The sequence below is a fragment of the Heliomarina sp. genome (assembly GCF_052826185.1).
Window position 1 is genome coordinate 765958 of sequence record NZ_JBRBUI010000054.1, and the last position, 22649, is coordinate 788606.

A 22649-nucleotide genomic window follows, 5' to 3' on the forward strand; every position below is an offset into this window, starting at 1 on the left:
CTGAAAAGGGGCTGCGATTTGTCACTCTCCACCGAAGCCGCCGAGGTTCTGGCGCTCCAGGCGCTGGGCTGGCTCTTGTCTCAGGACGAGCTTTTGCCGGTTTTCCTCGGCTCGAGCGGCACCAGCGAAACCGACCTGAGAGAACGGGCAGGAGACCCGGTTTTCCTTGGATCCGTGCTGGATTTCCTGTTGATGGACGACGCGTGGATCGTGTCGTTTTGCGACGCGAACGAAACCCCCTATGACCGTATCATGATGGCGCGCGCGGCGTTGCCCGGCGGTGAGCAGATGAACTGGACCTGACCCATGACAATCGAGGCGATCATTTTCGACAAGGACGGCACGCTGTTCGATTTCGCGGCGACCTGGGTGTCCTGGGCCGAAGGGTTTCTTCTGCGCGCGACGGATGGCGATCGTGCCCGCGCGGCCAGGATCGGCCATGCCATCGGGTTCGATCTGGAGGCGCGGGAGTTCTCGCCCGAGAGCATCGTCATCGCGGGTACGCCGGTGGAGGTGACCGAGGTCCTCGCGCCCCATTTCCCTGAGATGAGCCGCGAGGAATTGTTCCGGATGCTGAACGAAGAGGCCGAGATCGCGCCGCAGGCCGAAGCTGTGCCGCTGGCGGCTTTTCTTGAGCAGTTGAAAGGGTTTGGCCTGCGTCTTGGGGTGGCGACGAATGATGCGGAAAGCCCGGCGCTGGCCCATCTGGACGAGGCGGGCGTGCGCGGGATGTTCGATTTCATCGCCGGATGCGACAGCGGTCACGGGGCCAAGCCCGCGCCGGGCCAATTGTTGGCCTTTGCCAAGCAGATCGGCGTCGCGCCAGAGCGGATCGTGATGGTGGGCGACAGTACCCATGATCTGTTTGCCGGACGCGCGGCGGGGATGAAGACCATCGGCGTGCTGACCGGCATGGCGGTCGAGGGTGATCTGGCGCCGCATGCGGATGTGGTGCTGCCCGATATCGGGCATATCCCCGCATGGCTGGGGCGCTGACCCGTCAATTAGGGGGACCAAAGGCCGAAATGGCTGGCCTCTATCCGAAAACGACAGATCCTGTCGCAATTGGCGCGGAAAGCTTTTGACGGCTTTGGCCTTCTGAATGCGCAACAAGCGGAGGTCGTCATGGGTGATACGTTGAGCAGGCGCAAACGCGGCGGTGGCCGGGCCGGCAATGCAGCACGGCGTGGCGGGGCTGTCATCGAGCAGATGCCGTGGCGGCTGCCGATCAACGTCGACCGCCCGACCGAACCGCTCTCGGAAGAAGGGGTGGCCGCGATCCACGAGGGCGCGATGCGCATCCTCGAAGAGATCGGCGTGGCTTTCCTGAACGAAGAGGCGCTCGAAATCCTGCGCGAGGCCGGGTGCCGCGTCGACGGTGACGTGGTGCGCATGGAGCGCGCATTCGTGATGGAGATGCTCGGCAAAGCACCGTCGCAGTTCACCATCACCCCGCGCAACCCGGATCGCGAGATCATCATGGGCGGGAAATACATGCTGTTCGGCAATGTCTCATCGCCGCCGAATTACTGGGACATGTCGATCGGCCGCAAGGTGGCGGGCACCCGGGAAATGTGCGCCAACATGCTGAAACTGACGCAGTATTTCAACTGCATCCATTTCGCTGGCGGCTACCCGGTCGAACCCGTCGACATCCACGCGAGCGTGCGCCACCTGGACGTGCTCTATGACAAGCTGACGCTCACCGACAAAGTGATGCACGCCTATTCGCTTGGGGCCGAGCGGGTCGAGGACGTGATGGAGATGGTGCGCATCGCGGGCGGGCTAAGCCACGAGGAATTCGAAGCCAAGCCGCATATGTACACCAATATCAACTCGACCTCGCCGCTGAAGCACGACCATCCGATGATCGACGGCTGTCTCCGGCTGGTGCGGCGCGGGCAGGCGGTGATCGTGACCCCGTTCACGCTGGCCGGTGCGATGGCGCCGGTGACGATGGCGGGGGCTGTGGCGCAATCCATCGCCGAGGCGCTGTGCGCGATTGCCCTGTTCCAATACGTCCGGCCCGGCTGTCCCTGCGGGATCGGGACGTTCACCTCGAACGTCGACATGAAATCCGGCGCGCCGGCCTTTGGCACGCCCGAATACATGCGCGCCACGCAGATGACCGGGCAACTGGCGCGGTTCTACGGGCTGCCGATGCGGTCCTCGGGCGTCTGTGCGGCGAATGTGCCGGACGGGCAGGCGATGTGGGAGACGTCAAACTCGCTTTGGGCGGCGGTGCAGTCGGGCACCAACATGGTTTATCACGCGGCGGGCTGGCTGGAAGGCGGGCTGATCGCGAGCCCCGAGAAATTCATCATGGATTGTGAGGTCCTGCAGCAGATCCAGCGCTATATGGAGCCCGAAATCTTTGCGACCGGACCGGATGAAATCGCCCTGGATGCGATAAAATCGGTGGGCAACGCGGGTCATTTCTTTGGCACGCAGCACACGCAAGATCGTTATACAACAGCGTTTTACCAGCCGTTCCTAAGTGATTGGAAGAACTATGAGGGCTGGGAGGCGGCGGGTGCGGTCTGGACGCCGGAACGCGCGCATGCGCTGTTCAAACTGATCATCGAGAATTTCGAAGAGCCACCGATGGACGCGGCGATCCGCGAGGAACTGGCCGCCTTTGTCGCGCGGCGCAAGGAGGAGGGCGGCGCGCCGACCGACTTCTGATCTGTCAGGGGGTTACGGGACGCTGCATGGTGATCGAGGTCGGCCTGTCATAGCCGTCATGCGCGGTTTCGCCGGTTTTGACGAAACCCATCCTTTCAAAGGCATGGTGGTTTTCGACCAGCTCCACCCGCGTTTGCAATTCGAGCCGGGGCAGGCCAAGGGCGCGGGCGCGATCCTCGGCTATGGCAATCAACTGACGTGCAAGCCCTTGGCCGCGAAGAGTTTTGTCGGTCGCCAGCTTGCCGATGTAAAGCGCATCTGGCTTGAACGTCAGCACCACGCAAGCGCGGGGCGGCGGGCCAAGCGACCAGACCTCACCCGTCTCACATGCCTTGGCCAGTGCCCCGCGCGTGAGCCGATGCATGGAGGAGGGTGGATCGATCCGGCCCTCCATATAGGCAAAATTTTCACGGATCAGGGCCAGGATGCGATCAAGATCCGGATCATCGGGGGCGTGGCGTGTCGGCGTGAACATGGGTCTATCTGAGCGGGTTTCCGGCGGTCGGCAAGGCGGAAAACCGAAATATAGCGTTATTTGCCGTCGGTAAGCGGCAGGTTCGTAAAGTTTTACCATTGGCCGTTTCTTAACGTCTGCGCGGCATATGCTGACCCGACTTTCAACAAGGGTTCGCGATGCACGGCCTAATCAACAAGGCAGTCGAGACATTTTTCTGGCACACCTACGGGGCAGAGCGCTGGCAGCGCGTTGTCACGACGGCCGAGCTTGGCTTTTCGGAGTTCGAGGCGATGCTGATCTACGACGATGAGCAGTCGGAACGGCTGCTCGAGGTCGTCTGCGCCGAAATCGGCCGCCCGCGCAACGAGGTGCTGGAAGATCTGGGCACTTTTCTCGTTTCCCACCCCATGCTTGAGCCTTTGCGCCGCCTGCTGCGCTTTGGCGGGGTGACCTATGTGGATTTCCTGAATTCCCTCGACGATTTGCCCGACCGGGTGCGTCTGGCGGTGTCGGACCTGCACCTGCCACAACTGGAATTGCAGGAGCATACGCAGGGGCTGTTCAGCCTTGTTTGCGACCCGGACATGCCGGGATTCGCAAATGTCCTTGTCGGGGTGCTGCGGGCGATGGCCGATGATTACGGAGCTCTGGTCATGATCGATCATCGCCGACGCCGCGACGGGGCCGAGCTGATCACCATCGCACTGATCGAAACCTCCTATTCCGAGGGGCGTACGTTCGAACTTGGGGCGGGGACGGGATGACGCAAACCGACAATCTGGCTGCGATGCTGGATATCATGTGCCCGCTGTCGATTTCGGTAGATCAGGACGGGCGGATCAGGCGCGTGGGGCCGACGCTGCAAAAACTGCGCCCGGATGAGCCGATGCCCGGGCGTTTGCTCTTCGATTTTTTTGAGATCAGGCGGCCCCGCAACAATAGCAATCTTGCCCGGGTGCTGACCCAACCGGGTGAGCGGCTTGATCTGCGGTTTCTCGATGCGCCGCGCACGGAACTGAAGGGGGTGGTCGCTCCGTCCCCGGATGGCGAGGGGGCGGTGATCAACCTGTCTTTTGGTATCTCTGTGCTGGACGCGGTGCGGGATTATTCCCTGACCTCGGCGGATTTTCCGGTGACCGATCTGACGATCGAGATGCTTTACCTCGTGGAGGCGAAATCCGCCGCGATGGAGGCATCGCGCAAGCTGAACCTGCGACTGCGCGGGGCGATGATCGCCGCCGAGGAACAGGCCTTTACCGATACGCTGACCGGGCTGCGTAACCGGCGGGCGCTCGATGTGATGGTGCAGCGGCTGATCGACTCGCGCACGCGGTTCTCGCTGATGCAGCTCGATCTGGATTTCTTCAAACAGGTCAATGACACGCTGGGCCATGCGGCGGGCGACCACGTGCTGCAGTGCATCGCCGAGATCATGCATGAGGAGACCCGCGAGAGCGATATTATCGCGCGGGTCGGGGGCGATGAATTCGTGATCGTTCTGAACGGGTTGGTGGAAAAACATCGGCTGAGCATGATTGCGCGCAAGCTGATCTCGCGGATCAGCAAACCAATCCCGTATGGCGGCGCGAAATGCCGGGTGTCAGCCAGTATTGGCACGGTGCGCGCTCCAGAAACGGGGTTCGTCGATATCGACCTGATATTGCATCAGGCGGATCTGGCGCTTTACGCGGCCAAGCGGTCGGGGCGGGCGACGCATGTGTTCTACAGCTCTGACATGGACGACCGGCAGGCGCCGATGGGCGCGCCGGTCCGGCCGGCCCGCGTCGAACTTGACCGTCCGGCAAGACGCAAGCGGAGCTGAACGGGCAGGTCGCGCGATCGGGTGTGTAGGCTTTTGCGCCGTTTAGAGGTGCATGACCCGAGCGGTCACGCGAAAATGTGAGATTTAGTGACAGATCAGACGGGGCTTGCGGTTCCGTCGGACAAACTCTCGACTTGTTTGTGCGTTCTGCGTGCAGCCGCCGCAAGGTTCAAGAATAGAACCGCGTAGAAACCCGACGGATGGCGACGTTTCCGGCGACATTACTATCGACATTCTTCCAATTTCGGGGCGCAGCCTCCGCAAGGCTGAATGGCAGAACCGTGCCGAAACCGGGGGTGGGGCCTGTTGCATGGGCCTTGCTCCGGGCGCGGGGGTCGGATTAGGGTTAACCTGTTGGAAATCCGGCCTTTGCTTCCCCGTCGACCGGGGCGGGAGATGGCGGTCGAAATCGGGAGTGACATGCGTCTTGCTGTAGCGATCCTTGCGCTGCTGCTTGTGTTGGCAAGCGGCGCGTCGGCCTATCTGGTGCTGCAAGCCTGTGGTGTCCTGTTGCCGTTGACGGGTACGCGGATCAGCGTCTGCGAAGATCCGGGCCGGGCGACGGTGCGGGCCGAGCTTGCCGGGGCCTTGCAGGAACGCGATGACCTGAGTGCGCAGGTGGCCGGGCTGGAACGCGAGATCGCGCTGTTGCAATGCAAGGCCGATCCTCCGCCACCGCCGCCACCCCCACCACCGCCGCCGCCGGAAACCCCGAGCGGGCTGGCCCCGGATGCCTTTGACGAGAATGACATCTCGGTGATGGAAGGCTGCTGGGAGCTGTCATCGAATTACGATGTGCGCGATATCCGGACGAACCGGATCACGCGGTTCCGGTATTGGCAGATCTGTTTCGACGAGAATGGCAACGGCCGCGAAGTGATGCGCGCGACCAATGGTACGCGCTGCGAGGGGCGGCTGAGCGGCACGCTGAACAACGGGCAGCTAAGCATGCGCGAGCCCGGCAATCTGCAATGTGACAATGGATCCGAGATTTTCCGGCGCGACGTGTTCTGCACGCTCGATGCGCAGGGCGTTGCGAATTGCGACAGCCTGCAGCCGGAGATCAACGGCCGCGGCTCAGCCACGCTGCGCCGGGCAGGGAGATAGGAATGGCAGAGCATTATCTGGGCAAGCTGAAGGTCGACAATGCCGATTTCGTGGAGATCGGCGGCACGCCCGCGTTGGAACAATACGACGCGCTCTACCGGCTGCTGAGCGAACGCGCCGGGCCGGAAGTTGCCGCGCTTTTTGCCGAGCCGCTGATCAGCCGGGGCAACGATGCCGCGCCGCCTACAGTATCATGGTATGGCGAGGGCGAGGGGCGACCGCTCGAGAGCCTGTCGGGGGCGGAACGGGCGCGGGCCGAGGCCTATCTGGCGGATCATCTGCGGCCCGTCCGTGCGCTGGCCGAAGAACCGGGCGGTGCGCTTGCGATGGCGGCGCTGACGGTCTACGGGGCCGAGGATGTAATGGTCGTCGGCGATCGCCCGATTATCGTCAACTGGGGTCTGATGCCGGGAGGGAAGGGCGCGAGCGTAGCGACGCGCCCGGCGCATTATGCCAAGACGCTTGGGAAATTCGTGCCGATGGAGGCCGCCGCGCGTCCGGTCGCCGAGCCACCAAAGGCAACGCCTGCAGCGGCGGCCGTCGCACCGGTCACGCGGGTCGAAACCCGCCGCGTGGTGACGCCGCTGGCCTGGGTGCCGCTGCTGATCCTGCTTTTGCTCGCGGGGGGCACGCTGGCCTGGCTGCTGACGCCGGGGGTACGGCTTTTTGCGAATGATACGGTCCCGGCGGTGACGGACGAGGCGCTTTTGGCGGCGACGCGGGCCGAGACCGAGGCGCTAAATGCGCGGCGCGATCAGCTGGAGGCGGCGCTTGCCGGGGCGGTCTGCCGCGCGGACGGGCAGTTGATCCTGCCGGGGGGGCTGACGCCCGAAGGTCTTTTGCCGCCGGAACCCGGCGTGCAGCCTGCCGAGCGGGCCGAGGCCGCGCCGGATGCGATCCTGCCGAGCCGCAGCAGCCGGGTGGTCATGCCGGATGAAACTTCGCTTTTGGCGCGGATCGAGGCAAGCACGGTGATGGTGTTGGCTTCGGGCGCGGGGCCGGTTTCGACAGGGTCGGGTTTCGTGATCGGACCGGGGCTGATCGTGACCAACCATCACGTGGTGGAAAATGCGCTGGACGGGGCCGGGCAGGTGCTGGTGACGGGCGGGGCGCTGGGCGCGCCGCAACCCGCGGAAATCGTCAAGACCCAAGGCCCGCTGGCCGAGACCGGGGGCGATTTTGCTCTGTTGCGGATTGCCGAGACATCGCTGCCCGCGCTGTCAGTGCATCTGCCCGAAGGCTCGCTGGTGCTGAACAACGTGGTGGCGGCGGGCTATCCGGGCGATGTGCTGGAAACCGATGCCGGGTTTGCGGCCCTGCGCGGCGGCGATTTAGGCGCGGTGCCGGGGCTGACGGTTACCGACGGGATCGTGAACACTCAGCAACAATTGTCGCCGACGACCCATGTGCTGTTGCATTCCGCCGCCTTGTCGAGCGGCAATTCGGGCGGGCCGCTTCTTGATATGTGCGGACGGCTGGTCGGGGTGAATGCCTTTGTCCGGCAGGGGGTGATGCAGAACCGGGGCTTTGCGCTGACGACCGGCGATCTGATGGCGTTTCTGAACGGGACGGGGGCCGCGCCTACGGTCGTGTCGGAGCCTTGCGCGCCGGTGGTGGCGCGCCCGGATGTGGCGATTGGGGAATAGCGCATGGCGGAAGGCGTGATCGTCACCACCTCAACGGAAGGCTTGCAGCCGCTGGGTTCAGCGGCGCAGCGGTCCTATGAGTTGGTGAGCGACGCGGTGGCCCGGCGGTTCGGCACCGATTACGGCGCGCTTTTCGCCGAGCCGGTGGCGGCCGAGCATGGCGACCGGATCGACTGGCACGGGCCGGTGCATACGGTGCCGCTCGCCGATCTGGGCGGGACCGATCAGGCGACACTAAAAGCGCGACTGGGCGAAATGACCGTCGCGATCCGGGCCGAGGCGGCGCGGCTTCGCGACAGCGACAGTGCCGACGACCAACGTCTGGGTGAGGCACTGGATAACGCGCTTGAGATCCCGGGCACGGACATGATTTATGCCGCGCCGGTGGGGCCGGGCTGGGCGCCGGTGCTGGTACACTGGGCGTGGCTGCGCGACGATGCGCGCGCGGTGCGCGGCGTGCTGAGCGCGATGGTGCCGCGTCCTGCCGCGCCTGCGCCCGAGGTGGCGGAACAGCGCGAAAGCCGCTTTCCATGGGCTTGGCTGCTCTGGCTCGGGTGGATCCTGCTGGCGCTGATGATTGCCGCGATCCTCTACCTGCTGATCGCGCCGTGCGGCGTAAAAGGTGGGCGGCTGATCTTTTGCCCGACGGACCCGCAGGCGATTGAATCCGCCCTGAGCGAGGGACGGGTTGCCGCCGACGAAGTCGCCGCGCTCGAACGCGAGATCGCGCTGGTGGATCGGCAATGCCATCCGACGGTGCCGGTGTTGCCTGCGACGCCTGTTCCGGACGCGCCGCAGGACGAGACCAATGCCGATCCGTCGAACCGAGACGTGGTCGAGCAGGCCATAGAAGAGCGTGGCGCCAAGCGGGGCGATCTGAATTTCGCGCTGGCCTGGCCGACGCTGGACGATATCGACCTCTATGTGACCTGCCCGAACGGGGTGACGGTTTCGTACCAGAACCGGACGGGCTGCGGCGGCGTTTACGATCTGGACGCCAATGTGGTCGAGGCCGAGGCGATCAACGACCCGGTGGAGAATATCGTCTTTGAGGCGGCCGAGCCGGGCATCTACACGGTGCGCGCCCATCTGCGCAGCGAGCGGACGGCAGGCGAGAAACAGGTGAATTTGCATGTCTTGCGTCGCGATGGACCTTCGTCGAGCTATGCAGGTAAGGTGGGGGGAACGGTGACCGAATGGACGACCAACATAAGCATTTCAAGGTAGGCCCGATGCAGAATGCCCAAACCCTTGCGCAACTGACCGACTGGCGGGACGAGATCACGCTGGTGCCCTACTCGGGGACGCAGATGCTGGATTTCGGCTTTCAGCTCGACGCGCTTGAGCTGCGTAGCGCCCGGTTTGTCGAGCGCGTCGTGGGCGGCAGCGCCGAGGCCGAGGAATGGGCGCTGGTGCCGCTGACCGGGGATGCCGATACGGATGCGGCGGTGGAAGACTCTGCTCGGGCCGATGACGACGAATATTCGGTGCGCTCGGCAGCGGCGCTTGAACCCTTTTTGAACAAATGGGTGCCGGTGCCGGTCCTGCGCATCCGCAATGATCGCGGTCCCGGTGGAGAGGAACGCTATGACGCGGGGCCGTCGGCATGGGCGCGGGCGCGGGTTGTTGAACTGGACGAACCCGACGAGGACACCGGGCACACGCACCGGGTGCAGCTTGCGCTCGATACGGCGTTGATGGAATCGGCCCAGCCCTTGCAATACACCGCGCCGGAACGGGCGGATGCGGAAAAGGCGCGCGATTTCAGACTGGTGAGCGATCCGGCGCGGATGGACTGGTTCCTGCGGCGGCTGGAACCGGACAGCGAAGGCGAGATGCTCGACTTGCAGAAATGGGTCTCGGACTGGCTGGACGATCTGTTCATGGCGCATAAGCGGGCGGAACGACCTGGGCGCAAGATCACCCATGAGACGTTGCCGCACCGGTTTGAACACTGGGCGCGCTACCTTGCCTTCTTGCGGCTGATCGACCACGCGGTCGAGGTGCCCAAGATCCGGCTCGCCAATACGGTGAGTGAGAGGGAAAGCGTGTCGCCGGTCGAGGTGGAACTGGTGTTGGACGTGGGCAATTCGCGTACCTGCGGCATCCTGATCGAACGGTTCCCCGGTGAAACTCGGCTGGATCTGGCGCGGTCCTTCCCGCTTGAGATCCGCGATCTGTCGCGGCCCGAATTCCTTTATTCCGGGCTGTTCGACAGCCGGGTCGAGTTTTCCGAGCACAAAATGGGCGATGAACGCTATGCCTCGCGCTCGGGGCGGCGCAACGGGTTTCTCTGGCCGTCAATCGTGCGGATCGGCCCCGAGGCGCTTCGACTGGTGGCCGGGGAAGAAGGCACCGAGACCGCCTCGGGCCTGTCTTCACCGAAGCGATACCTTTGGGACGATGCGCCGGTGCAGCAGGACTGGCGGTTCCATCATCATTCCGATCCGAACAACCTGCCGAAATCCCTGCGGGCGGCGATGCGGCATCTGAACGAGGGGGGCGATGTGCTGTCGCAGATCCGCGCGGATGAGCAGGCCAAGCTGCGCCCGCGTGGCAAGACTCCGCTGAGCCCCGCCATCCGGCCGCGTTTCGCCCGGGCCTCGTTGTTCGGTTTCATGCTGGCCGAGATCATTGCCCATGCGCTGATCCAGGTGAACGCGCCGGCAAGCCGGGCGCGGCGGCCGCAGTCAGAGCTGCCCCGGCGGCTGGACCGGATCATCCTGACCCTGCCGACCGCGACCACGGCGCAGGAGCAGGCGATCATCCGGTCCAAGGCCAAGGGTGCGCTTGCGCTGGTCTGGACTATGCTGGGGCTGAAGGATGGCGAGAGCACGATTTCGCGGATGCCCGAGCTGGTGGTGGAATGGGACGAGGCGAGCTGTACGCAGCTGGTTTACCTCTATTCCGAGCTGACCCAGAAATTCGACGGGCGGATCGACCGGTTCCTGTCGCTCAAGGGGCGCGAGCGGGGCGGGGAGCCATCGCTGCGGCTGGCCTGTGTCGATATCGGCGGCGGCACGACAGACCTGATGGTGACGACCTATCGGGGTGAGGCCGGGCGGGTGCTGCACCCCGAGCAGAATTTCCGCGAAGGGTTCCGGGTCGCCGGGGACGAGCTGATGCAGCGCGTGATTGCGACTGTGATACTCCCCGGTTTGCAGGCCGGGATCGAGGCGATGGGTGGCCGTTTTGTCGGCGAGAAGCTGCGCGAATTATTCACTGGCGATATCGGCGGTCTCGATCAGCAGAGCGTCCAGAAACGCCGCCAGTTCGCGCTGCGGGTGCTGATGCCCGTGGCAGTGGCGATCCTGAACATCTGCGAAACCGCCGATCCCTATGAGCCGCTGAATGTCAACCTGAGCGATGTGCTGCCGCTGGGCGAAGAGGACAACGACCTGCCTGCCGCCCTTGTCGCCTATATCGAGGATGCGGCGGCCGGGCTTGGTGCGACGGATTTCCGGCTGGCGGATGTGACGCTGAGTTTCAACCGCGAGGATGTGGATGCGGCCGCGCGCGAGGTGTTCCAGCAGGTGCTGAGCAACATGGCCGAGGTGATTGAGCATCTGGGCGTGGATGTGGTGCTGCTGACGGGGCGGCCATCGCGGCTGCCGGCGGTGCGTTCTATCCTTGAGGAAATGATGGTGGTGCCACCGCATCGGCTGATCTCGATGCATGCCTACAAGACCGGGCGCTGGTATCCGTTCCGCGATCCGGTGACCCAGCGCATCGGCGATCCGAAATCGACCGTGGCGGTGGGTGGTATGCTGATCGCGCTATCGGAATCGCGCATCCCGAATTTCAAGGTCACGACACAGGCGTTCCGGATGCAGTCGACCGCGCGCTATATCGGTGAAATGGACAGCTCGGGGCAGATCATGTCCGACCGTATCCTGTTCAGCGATGTCGATCTGGATGCACGCAAGAGCGAGGCGGATATGGTGTCGAGCCTGACCATGTATGCGCCGGTTTACCTTGGGTCGCGGCAACTGCCGCTGGAACGCTGGACGACCACGCCGCTTTACCGGCTGGATTTCGCGACCCCCGCCGCCGAGACGCGCGCACCGCTGCGCGTGACGTTCGAGCGGACCGAGGCGGATGACGATCCCGAGCGCGAGACGCCGGAATCCGTGCTGCGCCGTGAAGCCATGCGCGAGGCGTTCGACGTCGTGGAACTCGAGGATAACGAGGGCACGGCGATGAAAAAGGGTGAGGTCAGGCTACGTCTGCACACGTTGGGATTCGAAGATGACTACTGGATTGATACGGGACTGTTCCGGCTGTGAGGGATGAAACAGGCATGACGCAGGAACAGGAACAACTGGCGCAGGACTGCGCGGCGCTGACCGATCTGAGCGGGCAGGCGCTTGCATGGGTGAACGACCCGGAGAACGCCGAACTGGTCGGGGCCGAGGCGCGTTCGCTCACCAAGATGATGCGACGTGCGGCGCGGCGGTCACGGCGGCTGGGGCGGGCGGCGGTCACGCCGATGTCGGTCAGCGTTTTCGGACCCTCGCAGGCGGGGAAATCCTTTCTGGTCTCGGTTCTGGCGCGCCCCGAAAATAGGCGTCTGGTCGGCGATTTCCCGGACCGGCAGCTTGACTACATCAGCGAGGTCAATCCCGAGGGAGAGGGCGAAAGCACCGGGCTGGTGACACGGTTCACCATGCGCCGCGAACCGTGCCCTGACGGGTTTCCGATCCGCCTGACCCTGTTGAGCGAGGCGGACATCATCCGCACGATCCTCAATTCTTTCTTCAACGATGGCGATGAATCCGAAGTGCCGCCCGACGCGGGCGAACTGGCCGCGCATCTGGATGCCTACAAGGCACGCGCCGGGGCGGCGCAGCCCGGTCTGGATGCGGACGGGGTGCAGGAAATCGGCGAATATGTCGAGAATGTCTTTCGCAAGAGCGCCTATGCGGCGGCGCTGCGCCCGTTCTGGGATGAGGCCTCTGAAATCGCGCCGGGTCTGTCGCTGGCGGATCGGGCCGGGTTCTTTTCGATTCTCTGGGGCGGGCACGAGGCGCTGGGCGAGATGTACCAGCAACTGGCCGGGGCGCTGGCGCGGCTGGGCCATGCCGAGGAGATCCATGTGGAGATGGCCGCGCTGATCCCGCGCGAGCAATCGATCATCGACGTGAAAACCCTGCGCGGGCTGCGCGGCGGCGACGTGGGGCCGGATCTGCGGGTACATGCGGGTGGGCGCGATCTGCGCCTGCCACGGGCCGAGATTTGCGCACTGGCGGCGGAACTGGTCTTTCCGATGGCCGAGCAGCCCTCGGAGCTTTTCGGGCGTACCGACCTGCTGGATTTCCCCGGTGCACGCAACCGGTTCGAGGAACCGTTGTCGAAAACGCTGGGCAATCTCGACAAGAACCTGCCCGAGCTGCTGTTGCGCGGCAAGGTGGCCTATCTCTTTGATCGCTATGTGGAAAATCAGGAAATCACCTCGATGCTGCTTTGCGTGCCGGGCAGCAATATGGAAACGCTCGACCTGCCGGGGCTGGTCGATCAGTGGATCGCGCTGACCCATGGCGCCACGCCCGAGCTGCGGGCGCAGACGGAGACCGCGCTGTTCTTCGTACTGACCAAATTCGACATGCAGCTTGGCGATTCCGCCGCCGATGGGGGCGCGATGACGCGGTTTGAACGGCGTATGAAAGCCTCGCTTCTGGAGCGGTTCGGTCGCGGACAGGACAGCTGGGTCGAGGAATGGGAGCCGGGCAGGCCGTTTGACAATTGCTATTGGCTGCGCAACCCGAATTATTTTGTCGATGGCTTGATCGACTACGACGAGAACCGGCGCGAGATTCAGATCCGGCCCGATAAGGAGGCGCGGATTGCCGAGTTGAAAGCGGGCAGCCTGGCCGCCGCGCCGGTGCGCCGTCATTTTGCCGACCCTGAGGCGGCATGGGACGCGGCGCTGACGCTGAACGACGGTGGCGTGACCTACCTGATGGAACAACTTGCGAAGGTCTGCAAACCCGACAGCAAGCTGCGCCAGATCCGGGTGCAGCTTGACCAGATCGCCGCCGATCTGACCCGCGCGATGGCGCCGTTCCATGTGTCGGACGATGTGGAACAGCGCATCGCCGAGAAACAGGAAGCGGTGACGCGGGTGATCGACGATCTGGAACAGGCGCTGGGGCGGCATCGGTTCGGCGCGGTGATGGCAGCGCTGATGGTCGATCAGGACGAGATCGAAACCCGCATCGCGCGGGTGCCAAGTTCCGTGCGGATCACCAGCGCGGTCAGCGCGGCTTCGGCCTCGGCGGCGGAAACCGTGGCCAAGGGCCCGGCGCGGCCCGGCCGTCCAGCGCGGCCCCGCCCGGTGCGTCCGGTTGAAAAAGCCGAGATCCGCACGCTGACGCTGGAACAGTTTCAGGCGGAGACGGCGATCGAGACATGGATCGACCGGCTGAAATCCCTGCGTGACGACCCGGTGCGACGCAATGCCTATGGTCTCGGCGAAACCACAACCGCCGATCTGGTGACCGAATTGATCCACGCGGCGCGGCGTGTCGGGCTGTCGCGGCGCACGGCCGAGGCGCTGCGGGCGGTCAATTTCGGCCTCAGTGTCGAAAAGCAGGCCCAGCCCGCCGCCATTCTGGGCGCCGAGAGCATCAACGGCTTTGTCGCGACCCTTGGCATGGAGGATGTGCCCCTGTCGGAACGGCCACAGGTTGAATTGCCCGAGGGCGGCTCGCGCCCGATCTTTGCCCTGCGCGAGGCGGCGGATCATGTCGACGGGTTGCCTGAACAGCCCCGCAACCTTGCCGAAGAGGTCTGGAGCGACTGGGTTTTTGCGCTGGATGCGATTGCGCTTGCCAATGCCAAGGACGGCGTTGGCGGCGAGATCAATGTCGAGCAGAACCTTGCGCTTGGACGCATTCTGACGGCGCTTGGGGAGCAGCGCGCGGCATGAGCCTGATCGTCCATCCCGATCCGCAGCAACCGGCTGGCGGTTTCGCCTTTTTCGAACTGCCGGAAGGAAGGCTGACGGGCGAGGAGGAGACGGTCGCGATCTTTGACGCCTACGGCGAACGCTGGCTGGCCGAAGGGGAGGGGCAATGGCAGGCCGATCCGCATGAATTCGGTCCCTACAAGGTTTATCGCCACGAAGGCGCGGACTGGCTGCGGATTGGCCCCGAGATCGTCGACCAGATCGAGGAATATGCACCGCTGAAAATCCGCGTCGCCGGGCGCGACTATGATGTGAACTGGCCCGATGACGTGCCGCCCCGCGCCGGTGCGGCGGTGCGCGGCGGGTTGCAGCCGGTGGCGCGCGCGCAGGCGGAGGAATCGGTTTCGCAGCTTGTGGGCCGGGTTCAGAATGAACCCGAGCCGGTAGAGGCCGAAAGACCGAAGACGATGCCGGAGCACGCGCCGGTCGAAACAGCAGCGGTTGCAGAAGCGGTGCGCAGATCGCCGCGACGGCGGCGGCGTTTGCGCAGGCTGCTGCTGGCGCTTTTGGTTATCCTGCTGCTTCTGGTGGGCGGGCTGCTTTGGTGGTATTTCGATCCGTTGACCCTGCTTGCGACCGAAGAACCTGTTCAGAACACCACCGAGGAAGAAGTCATCACGCAAGAGGTCGTGCCGGAAAATCCATGTTCGCGTGAAGCGTTGCGGGCGATTTCCGGCGGTTTTGAAGGGGTCGATCAGAGGTTGCGGGAATGCGGATCGGAGGTTTCTGCCGATACAGCATTGGCGCTGGTCGAGACCTATGCCGGGGTGGACGATCCGGCGGCGCTTTATCTCTTTGGCGCGCTTTATGATGGTGAAACGCTTGAGGCGCGGATCGAGAACCTGATCGGTCTGAGCTTTGAACCCGACGATGCAAAAGCGGCGGAATATTACGCCCGCGCCGTTGAAGCCGGGTCGGACCGGGCGACCGCGACGCTTGAGGCGACCTGCGAAAGACTGTCCGGATCGGGCGATACATTGGCGAGAGGGGCTTTTGATGATTACTGCCGGTAAAACCCTGTTTCTGTCGGCTCTGCTGGGGCTTGGGTTGAGTGCGGGGGCGGTTGCGGCACAGGACGGCGACCGTCCGCTGCTGCGCGAGGGGCGCGAAACTGTCTATCAGCGGGTGCTGACGCGCCCCGGTGCGACGCTTCTGGATGCGCGCGACGGGGAAGAGCTCCGAGTCTACCCGGCATTTCAACCGCTTTATGTATTCGCGGCAGAACCGGGTTGGGTGCAGGTGGGCCCGTCGGTTTCCGCGCCTCCCGAAGGCTGGGTTACCGAGGACTCGGTTGTCGAATGGAAACAGAATATCGTCGCGGCCTTTACCAACCCGGCGGGTCGAGAGCGCCAGATCCTGTTCGAAAGCGAGGAGCGGCTGCGCGATCTGATGGAGCACGAGGCGCTGCGCGAGATGCAGGACCAGATCCTGCAGGAGATCGAGACAGGCGAGGTGCCGGATGAGCGTGGCGTCGTCGCCGCCGAACCGCCGGTCTACGTCAATATTGTCGATCAGCTCTACCTCATGCCGATCCTCGATTTCACGCAGGACCTGCATCCTCTGAACTATGACGAGAACCTGCTGATGGAGGTGGCCTCGGTACCGCTGCGCGCCGAGGGCGAGACTGCCGCGCCATCTGGCGGGACGGATGATTTCGACGTGGGGATCGTGTTTGTCTTTGATACGACCCAGTCGATGGAGCCGTATATCTCGCGCACTCAGAGCGCGGTTGAGCAGGTGGTGCGCGACATGCGCGGCTCGGATATCGGGGATCACGTGCAATTCGGCGTGGTCGGGTTCCGCGACAGTATCGAGGCCGCGCCCGCGCTTGAATACCGCACCCGGACGCTGTTGCCGCTGCAACGGCGACAGGACCAGACCGAGGTGCTGGCCACGATCCGCGCCGCGACGCGTGTGGCGCAGGCCGACAGCCCCGGGTTCAACGAGGACAGCCTTGCCGGGGTGGAGGATGCCATTGACCTGACCGACTGGAACGGCGGCGGCGATCCTTTCGATGCACGGATCGTCATCCTGATCACCGATGCCGGTCCCAAGGATGCGCGCGACCCGAATGCGCGCTCGGCCATCGGTACCAAGGAATTGCAACGCGCCGCGCAGGACAAGGGGATCGCGGTGATGACGCTGCACCTCAAGACCACCGCCGGGGGCGAGGCGCAGCATGCCTATGCGGCGGATTCCTATCGCAGCCTGTCACGGTTTCAGGACGACACCTATTACTACGGGATCGAAAATGGCTCGCCACAGGCGCTGGAGGCGACGGTTAAACGGCTCGTCACGGCGATGAGCGACGTGATCCGCCGGGCGCAGGATGAAACGCCGGTGCTGAGTTCGGAAGAGACCGGCGAGGAGCTGGTGAACCTTGGGCTGGCGATGCAGCTTGCCTATCTTGGCCGCAAGCAGGGCGCGCAGGTGCCGGACGTGATCCGGGGCTGGGTTTCGGAGAAGGCAATCGAAGACCCGTCGCGGCTGGCGATCGAGCCGCGTCTTCTGGTGACCAAGAACGAGATGGCGACGATGGCCGATCTGCTGTCGAACCTGCTCGATCTGGGCGAGCAGAGCCGCAGCGCCGAGGACGCGGCGAGCTTTTTCGCGCAGGTGCGCGACGTGGTGGCGCGGATGGCGCAGAACCCGGACCGGCTGGTCAATACGGATGTGGAAACGCTGGGCGGCGCGCTCGAATTTCTCGAAGACCTTCCGTATGAAAGCCAGTTGATGCTGACGACCGAGGAACGCTGGTCGCAAAGCGCGATGAACCGGCGGCAGATCCTAGACGCGATGCGCCAGAAGCTTGTGCAATATCGCAAGTGGCTTCTGGATCCGTCGGTCTGGACCCGGCTTTATCCCGGTGCGCCGGATGGGGAATATGTCTTTGCGATGCCGTTCGACGTTCTTCCCTGACAGCTTATGGACCGGGGCCTGCACCTGCAATCTGGACGGATCGAGCTTGCCGATGGCGAGCGGTCCTTTCGGCTGGAAGTCGACGATTTCCGGCTGGTGCCCGGGCAGGCGGTGGCGCTGACCGGGGCGAGCGGATCGGGGAAGACCCTGTTGCTGGAACTGCTTGGCCTGCTGCGCGCGCCTTCTCTGGGCGCCGTGTACCATTGGTATGGTGAGAAGAGATCGCGCGATCTTGCGGCGCTTTGGGCGAAAGGACCACGCGGGGTAGAGCTTGCCCGGATGCGCGGTGGACTGTTCGGGTTCGTGCCGCAGACCGGCGGGCTGGTCCCGTTCCTGACCGTGTCTGAAAACATCGCGCTGCCGCAGAAGGTTACCGGACGGCTCGACGCCAACCGGGTCCATGAACTGATCGAGCGGCTGGAAATCGCGGATGTCGCCGGGCTGCGCCCAGCGGCCCTGTCCATCGGTCAGCGCCAGCGCACCGCGATAGCCCGCGCCCTTGCGCATCGCCCGCCCTTTGTCGTTGCCGATGAACCGACCGCCGCGCTGGACCCCGAGGCGGCGGACCGGGTGCTGACGCTGTTGCTGGAGACCGCCGAGGCGCAAAAGACCGGCGTGATCCTGTCGTCGCATGACCTCGACCGGGTCGCGCGTTTCGGGCTTGAGCGTCACGGGCTGGTTGTCAGCAATGACCCCGTGGTCAGTCGGCTGGAGCCTTTGGCATGCTGATCCTGCGGCTGGCATGGGCGGATATGATCCGCGACCGGTTCTTCCTGTTCTGCAACGCGGCGGTGATGGTCGGGATTCTGGTGCCGCTGCTTGTGCTTTTCGGGGTCAAAAACGGGGTCTATACGGCGCTGATCGGGGAAATGCTCGCCGATCCGGCGAATTTGCAGATTGATACGGCGGGGAACGTGACGCTGTCCGAGGCGGATATCGCGCCGCTGCGCGACTGGCCTGAGATCGCCTTTATGACCCCCAAGGTGCGCGGCCAGTTCGATTACGTGAACCTGCGCCCGGTGGACGGGCGGCGCATCCGCGCGGCGCTGATGGTGCCGACCGGTGCGGGCGATCCGACATTGCCTGAGGGCGCGACGCTCGGCGAAGGTGAGGTCGCGGTGAGCGCCCAGCTTGCCCAACAGCTTGAGTTGCAGGCGGGCGATGAGGTGCAGCTCATCACGCAGGCCGAGGACCGTCCACGTCAGCTGGTGCTGGACAAGCGGATCGGGCTGGTACTTGACCCGGGTGCGACATCGGGGCGGACGGTGCTGGCGCCCTTCGATACATTGTCTTTGATCGAGGCGTTTTACGACAGCTACAGCCTGCCCGAGCATGGCATCGAAGGCAGCCGCGATCTGGCCGACAGGGTGGCGGCCTATGCCGGGCTACGGATCTATGCGCACCGGCTTGAGGATCTGTCGGCGCTGCAGTCCCGTGTCGAAAGCGAACTGGGGCTGGGGACCACCGCCAATACACGCGCGGTCGAATCCCTACTGGGTCTGGGGCGCAAGCTGAACATGGCGCTGGCGGGTACCGCGGTGCTGGCCGCGCTGGGCTTGGGCGCGGCGCTGGTGCTGGGGTTCTGGTCGGATGTGGCGCGCAAGCGGGGGGTGCTGGCGGGTATCGCGCTGATCGGCGTGCCCAGTCGCCAGCTTGCGCTGTTCCCGGTGATACAGGCCGGGCTGACCGCCTGTCTCGGGTTGATCCTTTCCTTTGCGATCTTTCTTGTCGCCGGGCAGGGGGCCGAGGCGCTGTTCGGGCAGGGGCTGCCCGGGGCGGCACCACTGGTGCTCTTGCAGCCGGGGCAGGCGCTGACCATCGCCGCCGCTGTGCTGGTGCTGGTTGTTCTGGCCGCCGGGGCGGCGGCCTGGTCGGCGCTGCGGCTTGATCCCGCCAGCGTGCTGCGCGAGGCCGCGTGATGCGCCGATTTTGGATCAATATCGCCTGTTTTGCCGCTCTGGCGACGCCCCTGGCGGCCCAGACGGAAACCGGCGACGCGCCCTGGCCGAAAGAGCTGTACGATCCGGCCTTTGAAGGGGCGCCCGCTGACCTGATCCTGCCGATGCCCTGCGGCGGGGCGATGGCGTTCCAACGGGTGAATGTGCCGATGGAGGCCCCCGATCCGATGGCCGACCGGCGGGTCCGGCTTGGGCAGACGCAGGAGGAAAGCGGCTATTCCGATTACCTGCACCCTGCCTTTCTGCGTGGCTCCTTCACCGATGAGAATTCAGGCGCGACCTACTACTACATCGCCCGGTATGAGTTGACCCAGGGCCAGTTCCGCGCGCTGAGCGGGGATTGCGAGGCACCGACGCGGGCGGATCGTATCGCGCAGGGCGAGATTTCGTGGTTCGACGCGCAGGCGCTCGCGCAGGCCTATTCCGGCTGGCTGCTGTCTGTGCGCCCGCCCGAACTGCCGATGGCCGATGGTGTGCCGGGGTTCGTCCGCCTGCCGACCGAGGCCGAATGGGAATATGCAACCCGGGGCGGGGCGCGGATTGAACCGACTCTGTTTCCGGGACGTCGCTTTTTTGGCGATGGCGACCTGCGCGACTATGCACGCTATCAGGCGCCCGGATCGTCGCGGGGTACGCTGGGTGCGGTGGGGCTGCGCAAACCCAATCCGCTTGGGCTTTACGACGTTTACGGCAATGCCGAGGAGTTGATGATGGAACCGTTCCGGTTGAACGCGCTGGGACGTGCGGGCGGGCAGGTGGGCGGTATCGTCACGCGCGGCGGATCGGTCCTGTCGCAGGCCGCGCAAATTTATAGCGCGGTGCGTACCGAATACCCGCCCTATGACCTGTCGAGCGGACAGCCACTGGGGGCCGAGACCTTTGGCATGCGGCTGGTCATCGCCACCCACATCACCACCTCCGACGCGCGGCTGCGCGCGATCCGCGATAGGTGGCAGGCGCTGGCCGATACGCTGGATGTGCAGACCGATGCCGATCCGCAGACCTTGCTGTCCGGGCTGATCGACGCGGAGATCGACCCGTCGCGGCGCGACGCGCTCACCGATCTCGATCTTGAATTCCGTCGCGCGACCGACCGCGCCCAGACCGCGCTGCAACAATCGGCGCGGGCCACTTTGCTGGCGGGGGCGGTGTTCGTCGATTCCATTATCGAGACAACGGCAGATATCGCGGCAAAGGCGGCCAATATCCGGATGCTGGTGGATCTGCAGCGTGCCCGCAGCCAAACGCCGGTTTATGCCCGTCAGCTTGACCGGCATGTCGAAGAGATCAACGCGATGCGGCGCGAGCAGGCGACGTTCCTTCTGTCGTTCCGCGCCGCCCTTGAAACGCTAAGCTCGGATGTGCCGGAACCGGCCCGTATCGCGGCCTATAACGTGCTGAGCGAGGAATTGTCGCTTGCCGGGCGCGGGCAGGTGGCGCGGATGCTGGAGCGTTTCTGGGAAGACCTCGCGTATTACGGTGCGCATCCGGATCTGGAAATCGACGCGCTGCGCGACCTCGCGCTTCAGTGAGATCGGCGCGGGGGGCCGAGCGGTGCGAATTTGCGCCAATTCCCCTTAATTTGATCGCGGTGATCGGTATGCACGCTTGACTTTCAAGTCTATGTTTGTTCGTCTCTTGTTCCATGGCGGGGAGTCATTGACCACCGTACCGATCATGTTGCGTGCGCGTGGCTGACCAAAGTTTGCTACCGGAGGGTTTCTTTATCATGTTTAAAACAAAACACATTTGTGCGTCATTCGTTGCTGCCAGCCTTGTGGCGGTGCCGGTTCAGCGGGCTCAGGCCAACGAGGCTGCGGCATTCTTGGGCGGTGCGCTTCTTAGCGGCATCATCGTGAACGAAGTCAACAAGAACAAGCGTCGCCAGACCTACACCAGAAGTTCGAATTCGGCGGCTTATTCGGCGCAGCGCGAGCAGAACCGTCAGGTTCAGACTGCGCTCAACTATTTCGGCTATAACGTCGGCAGCGCTGATGGGGTGCTTGGCAGCCGTTCGCGCGCGGGCATCTCGCAGTACCAGGCGCAGATGGGGTTCAACCCGGACGGTCGGCTTGACGATTACGAGCGGGACTTCCTGCTGGGCAGCCACCAGCGTGCGCTCGCAAGCTCGCATGTAGCGCCCTATAACCAGATCATCGCGTCGCAGGGGCCGTCCGGTCTGCTGCGGACCTATCGCAACGAACAGCTTGGCATTTCGACCACAGCCGCGGTTCAGCCCGCGCCGGCCCCGGCTCCGATTCCTGCGCCCGCCCCTGCACCGGTTGCGGCGGCAGCAGCGCCTGCACCGGCTCCCGCGCCTGCACCGGCGCCGGCCCCAACAGAGCCTGTCACCACCCGGTCGGAAACCGCAACGCTGCCTAACTTTACCTTTGGGCAGACCGACCGTTCGGTCAACGAGCACTGCAACGAGATCAACGTGCTGACTGCCGCCAATGGCGGGATCACCGCACCGGGCCGCGTGTCGGATTCCGAATTCGTGCTGAACGAACAGTTCTGCCTTGCCCGGACCCATGCGATGGCGGAAAGCAGCTCGATCACCGCGACAATCCCGAACATGACGGATTCGCAGATCGAGGCACAGTGCGGCGGTCTTGCGCAGGTTATCGCGCCGCAGCTTGACGGTCTGTCGACCAAGCGTCCCGATCAGGTGATCAGCGATGCGTCGGCCGTGCTGCAAAGCTCGGGCCAGCCGATGGATCAGCTTGTCTCCGGCGGCAAGGTCTGCCTGGGTGTTGGCTACCGTATCGACGATGCACAGATGGCGCTGGCGTCGGCCGTGCTGCTCGCCTCGGCCGGTCAGCTTGGCTATGGCGAAGCAGTGAGCCACCACATGCGCGAAGGCTTTGGTACATCCAAGGCGGATGCGTCCAAGTCGACCGCATGGATGAACCTCGCGATGGACTCGGTTTCTTCGACCGCGGGTGCGGCGGTGATGGGCCAGTCGCCTGACCGTGTCGCCGTTATCGAAGAAGCGCTGAGCGGCAGCGGTGGCGGCGCAAGCAGCGCGGCGTTCCCGGTCTTCTCGGTGCCGAAGAACTGATCGACACGACATTCCGGAAATAGGGGA

At 64.4% G+C, this 22649-nt stretch carries 17 protein-coding genes; 16 read left to right on the top strand and 1 reads right to left on the bottom strand.

Annotated features, from left to right (window positions below; translation table 11 throughout):
• The first annotated feature begins 18 nt into the window (after positions 1–18).
• From ACU0FH_RS21855 to ACU0FH_RS21865, 3 genes are all read left to right on the top strand, one after another.
• Positions 19–303, top strand: a complete 285-nt coding sequence (locus ACU0FH_RS21855) for a DUF3572 domain-containing protein (RefSeq protein WP_446196794.1) — start codon at positions 19–21, stop codon at positions 301–303.
• 3 nt (positions 304–306) lie between these two features.
• Positions 307–996 carry an HAD family hydrolase gene (locus ACU0FH_RS21860; protein WP_446196795.1) on the top strand — a complete coding sequence of 230 codons (690 nt, stop codon included), beginning with the start codon at positions 307–309 and terminating at the stop codon, positions 994–996.
• 129 nt (positions 997–1125) lie between these two features.
• Entirely contained in the window at positions 1126–2685 is a 1560-nt protein-coding gene (locus ACU0FH_RS21865) for a trimethylamine methyltransferase family protein (RefSeq protein ID WP_446196796.1), read from the top strand.
• Positions 2686–2689: 4 nt separating this feature from the next.
• Here ACU0FH_RS21865 and ACU0FH_RS21870 read toward each other — a convergent pair whose 3' ends face one another.
• Complete coding sequence (locus tag ACU0FH_RS21870) at positions 2690–3160, bottom strand: GNAT family N-acetyltransferase (protein ID WP_446196797.1); 471 nt, start codon at positions 3158–3160, stop codon at positions 2690–2692.
• 158 nt (positions 3161–3318) lie between these two features.
• On the opposite strand from ACU0FH_RS21870, the gene ACU0FH_RS21875 reads away from it, so the two are divergent.
• From ACU0FH_RS21875 to ACU0FH_RS21935, 13 genes are all read left to right on the top strand, one after another.
• Positions 3319–3906, top strand: coding sequence for a heme NO-binding domain-containing protein (locus ACU0FH_RS21875; protein WP_446196798.1), 588 nt, complete (start codon positions 3319–3321; stop codon positions 3904–3906).
• Positions 3903–4964, top strand: a complete 1062-nt coding sequence (locus ACU0FH_RS21880; RefSeq protein ID WP_446196799.1) for a diguanylate cyclase — start codon at positions 3903–3905, stop codon at positions 4962–4964. Before ACU0FH_RS21875 ends, ACU0FH_RS21880 begins: the two co-directional genes overlap by 4 nt.
• A 420-nt stretch (positions 4965–5384) precedes the next feature.
• Positions 5385–6071: a hypothetical protein gene (locus ACU0FH_RS21885; RefSeq protein WP_446196800.1), complete on the top strand. Its 687-nt coding sequence runs from the start codon at positions 5385–5387 to the stop codon at positions 6069–6071.
• Positions 6072–6073: 2 nt separating this feature from the next.
• Positions 6074–7717 (top strand): trypsin-like peptidase domain-containing protein, encoded by a 1644-nt coding sequence (locus tag ACU0FH_RS21890; RefSeq protein ID WP_446196801.1) that lies wholly within the window; start codon positions 6074–6076, stop codon positions 7715–7717.
• Between the two features lie 3 nt (positions 7718–7720).
• Complete coding sequence (locus ACU0FH_RS21895) at positions 7721–8944, top strand: hypothetical protein (RefSeq protein ID WP_446196802.1); 1224 nt, start codon at positions 7721–7723, stop codon at positions 8942–8944.
• A complete protein-coding gene (locus ACU0FH_RS21900; protein WP_446196803.1) occupies positions 8914–12003 on the top strand; it encodes a virulence factor SrfB in 3090 nt (1029 codons plus the stop codon). Before ACU0FH_RS21895 ends, ACU0FH_RS21900 begins: the two co-directional genes overlap by 31 nt.
• 14 nt (positions 12004–12017) lie before the next feature.
• On the top strand, positions 12018–14645 hold the full coding sequence (locus tag ACU0FH_RS21905; protein WP_446196804.1) for a virulence factor SrfC family protein: 2628 nt from the start codon (positions 12018–12020) through the stop codon (positions 14643–14645).
• Positions 14642–15697 carry a hypothetical protein gene (locus ACU0FH_RS21910; RefSeq protein WP_446196805.1) on the top strand — a complete coding sequence of 352 codons (1056 nt, stop codon included), beginning with the start codon at positions 14642–14644 and terminating at the stop codon, positions 15695–15697. The genes ACU0FH_RS21905 and ACU0FH_RS21910 overlap by 4 nt, the downstream gene beginning before the upstream one ends.
• Positions 15681–17603, top strand: a complete 1923-nt coding sequence (locus ACU0FH_RS21915) for a vWA domain-containing protein (RefSeq protein ID WP_446196806.1) — start codon at positions 15681–15683, stop codon at positions 17601–17603. Before ACU0FH_RS21910 ends, ACU0FH_RS21915 begins: the two co-directional genes overlap by 17 nt.
• A 6-nt stretch (positions 17604–17609) precedes the next feature.
• Positions 17610–18332, top strand: a complete 723-nt coding sequence (locus ACU0FH_RS21920; RefSeq protein WP_446196807.1) for an ABC transporter ATP-binding protein — start codon at positions 17610–17612, stop codon at positions 18330–18332.
• A complete protein-coding gene (locus ACU0FH_RS21925) occupies positions 18326–19522 on the top strand; it encodes an ABC transporter permease (RefSeq protein ID WP_446196808.1) in 1197 nt (398 codons plus the stop codon). Before ACU0FH_RS21920 ends, ACU0FH_RS21925 begins: the two co-directional genes overlap by 7 nt.
• Complete coding sequence (locus tag ACU0FH_RS21930; protein ID WP_446196809.1) at positions 19522–21093, top strand: formylglycine-generating enzyme family protein; 1572 nt, start codon at positions 19522–19524, stop codon at positions 21091–21093. The genes ACU0FH_RS21925 and ACU0FH_RS21930 overlap by 1 nt, the downstream gene beginning before the upstream one ends.
• Before the next feature lie 197 nt (positions 21094–21290).
• Positions 21291–22622 (top strand): peptidoglycan-binding domain-containing protein, encoded by a 1332-nt coding sequence (locus ACU0FH_RS21935; protein WP_446196810.1) that lies wholly within the window; start codon positions 21291–21293, stop codon positions 22620–22622.
• Positions 22623–22649 lie beyond the last annotated feature (27 nt).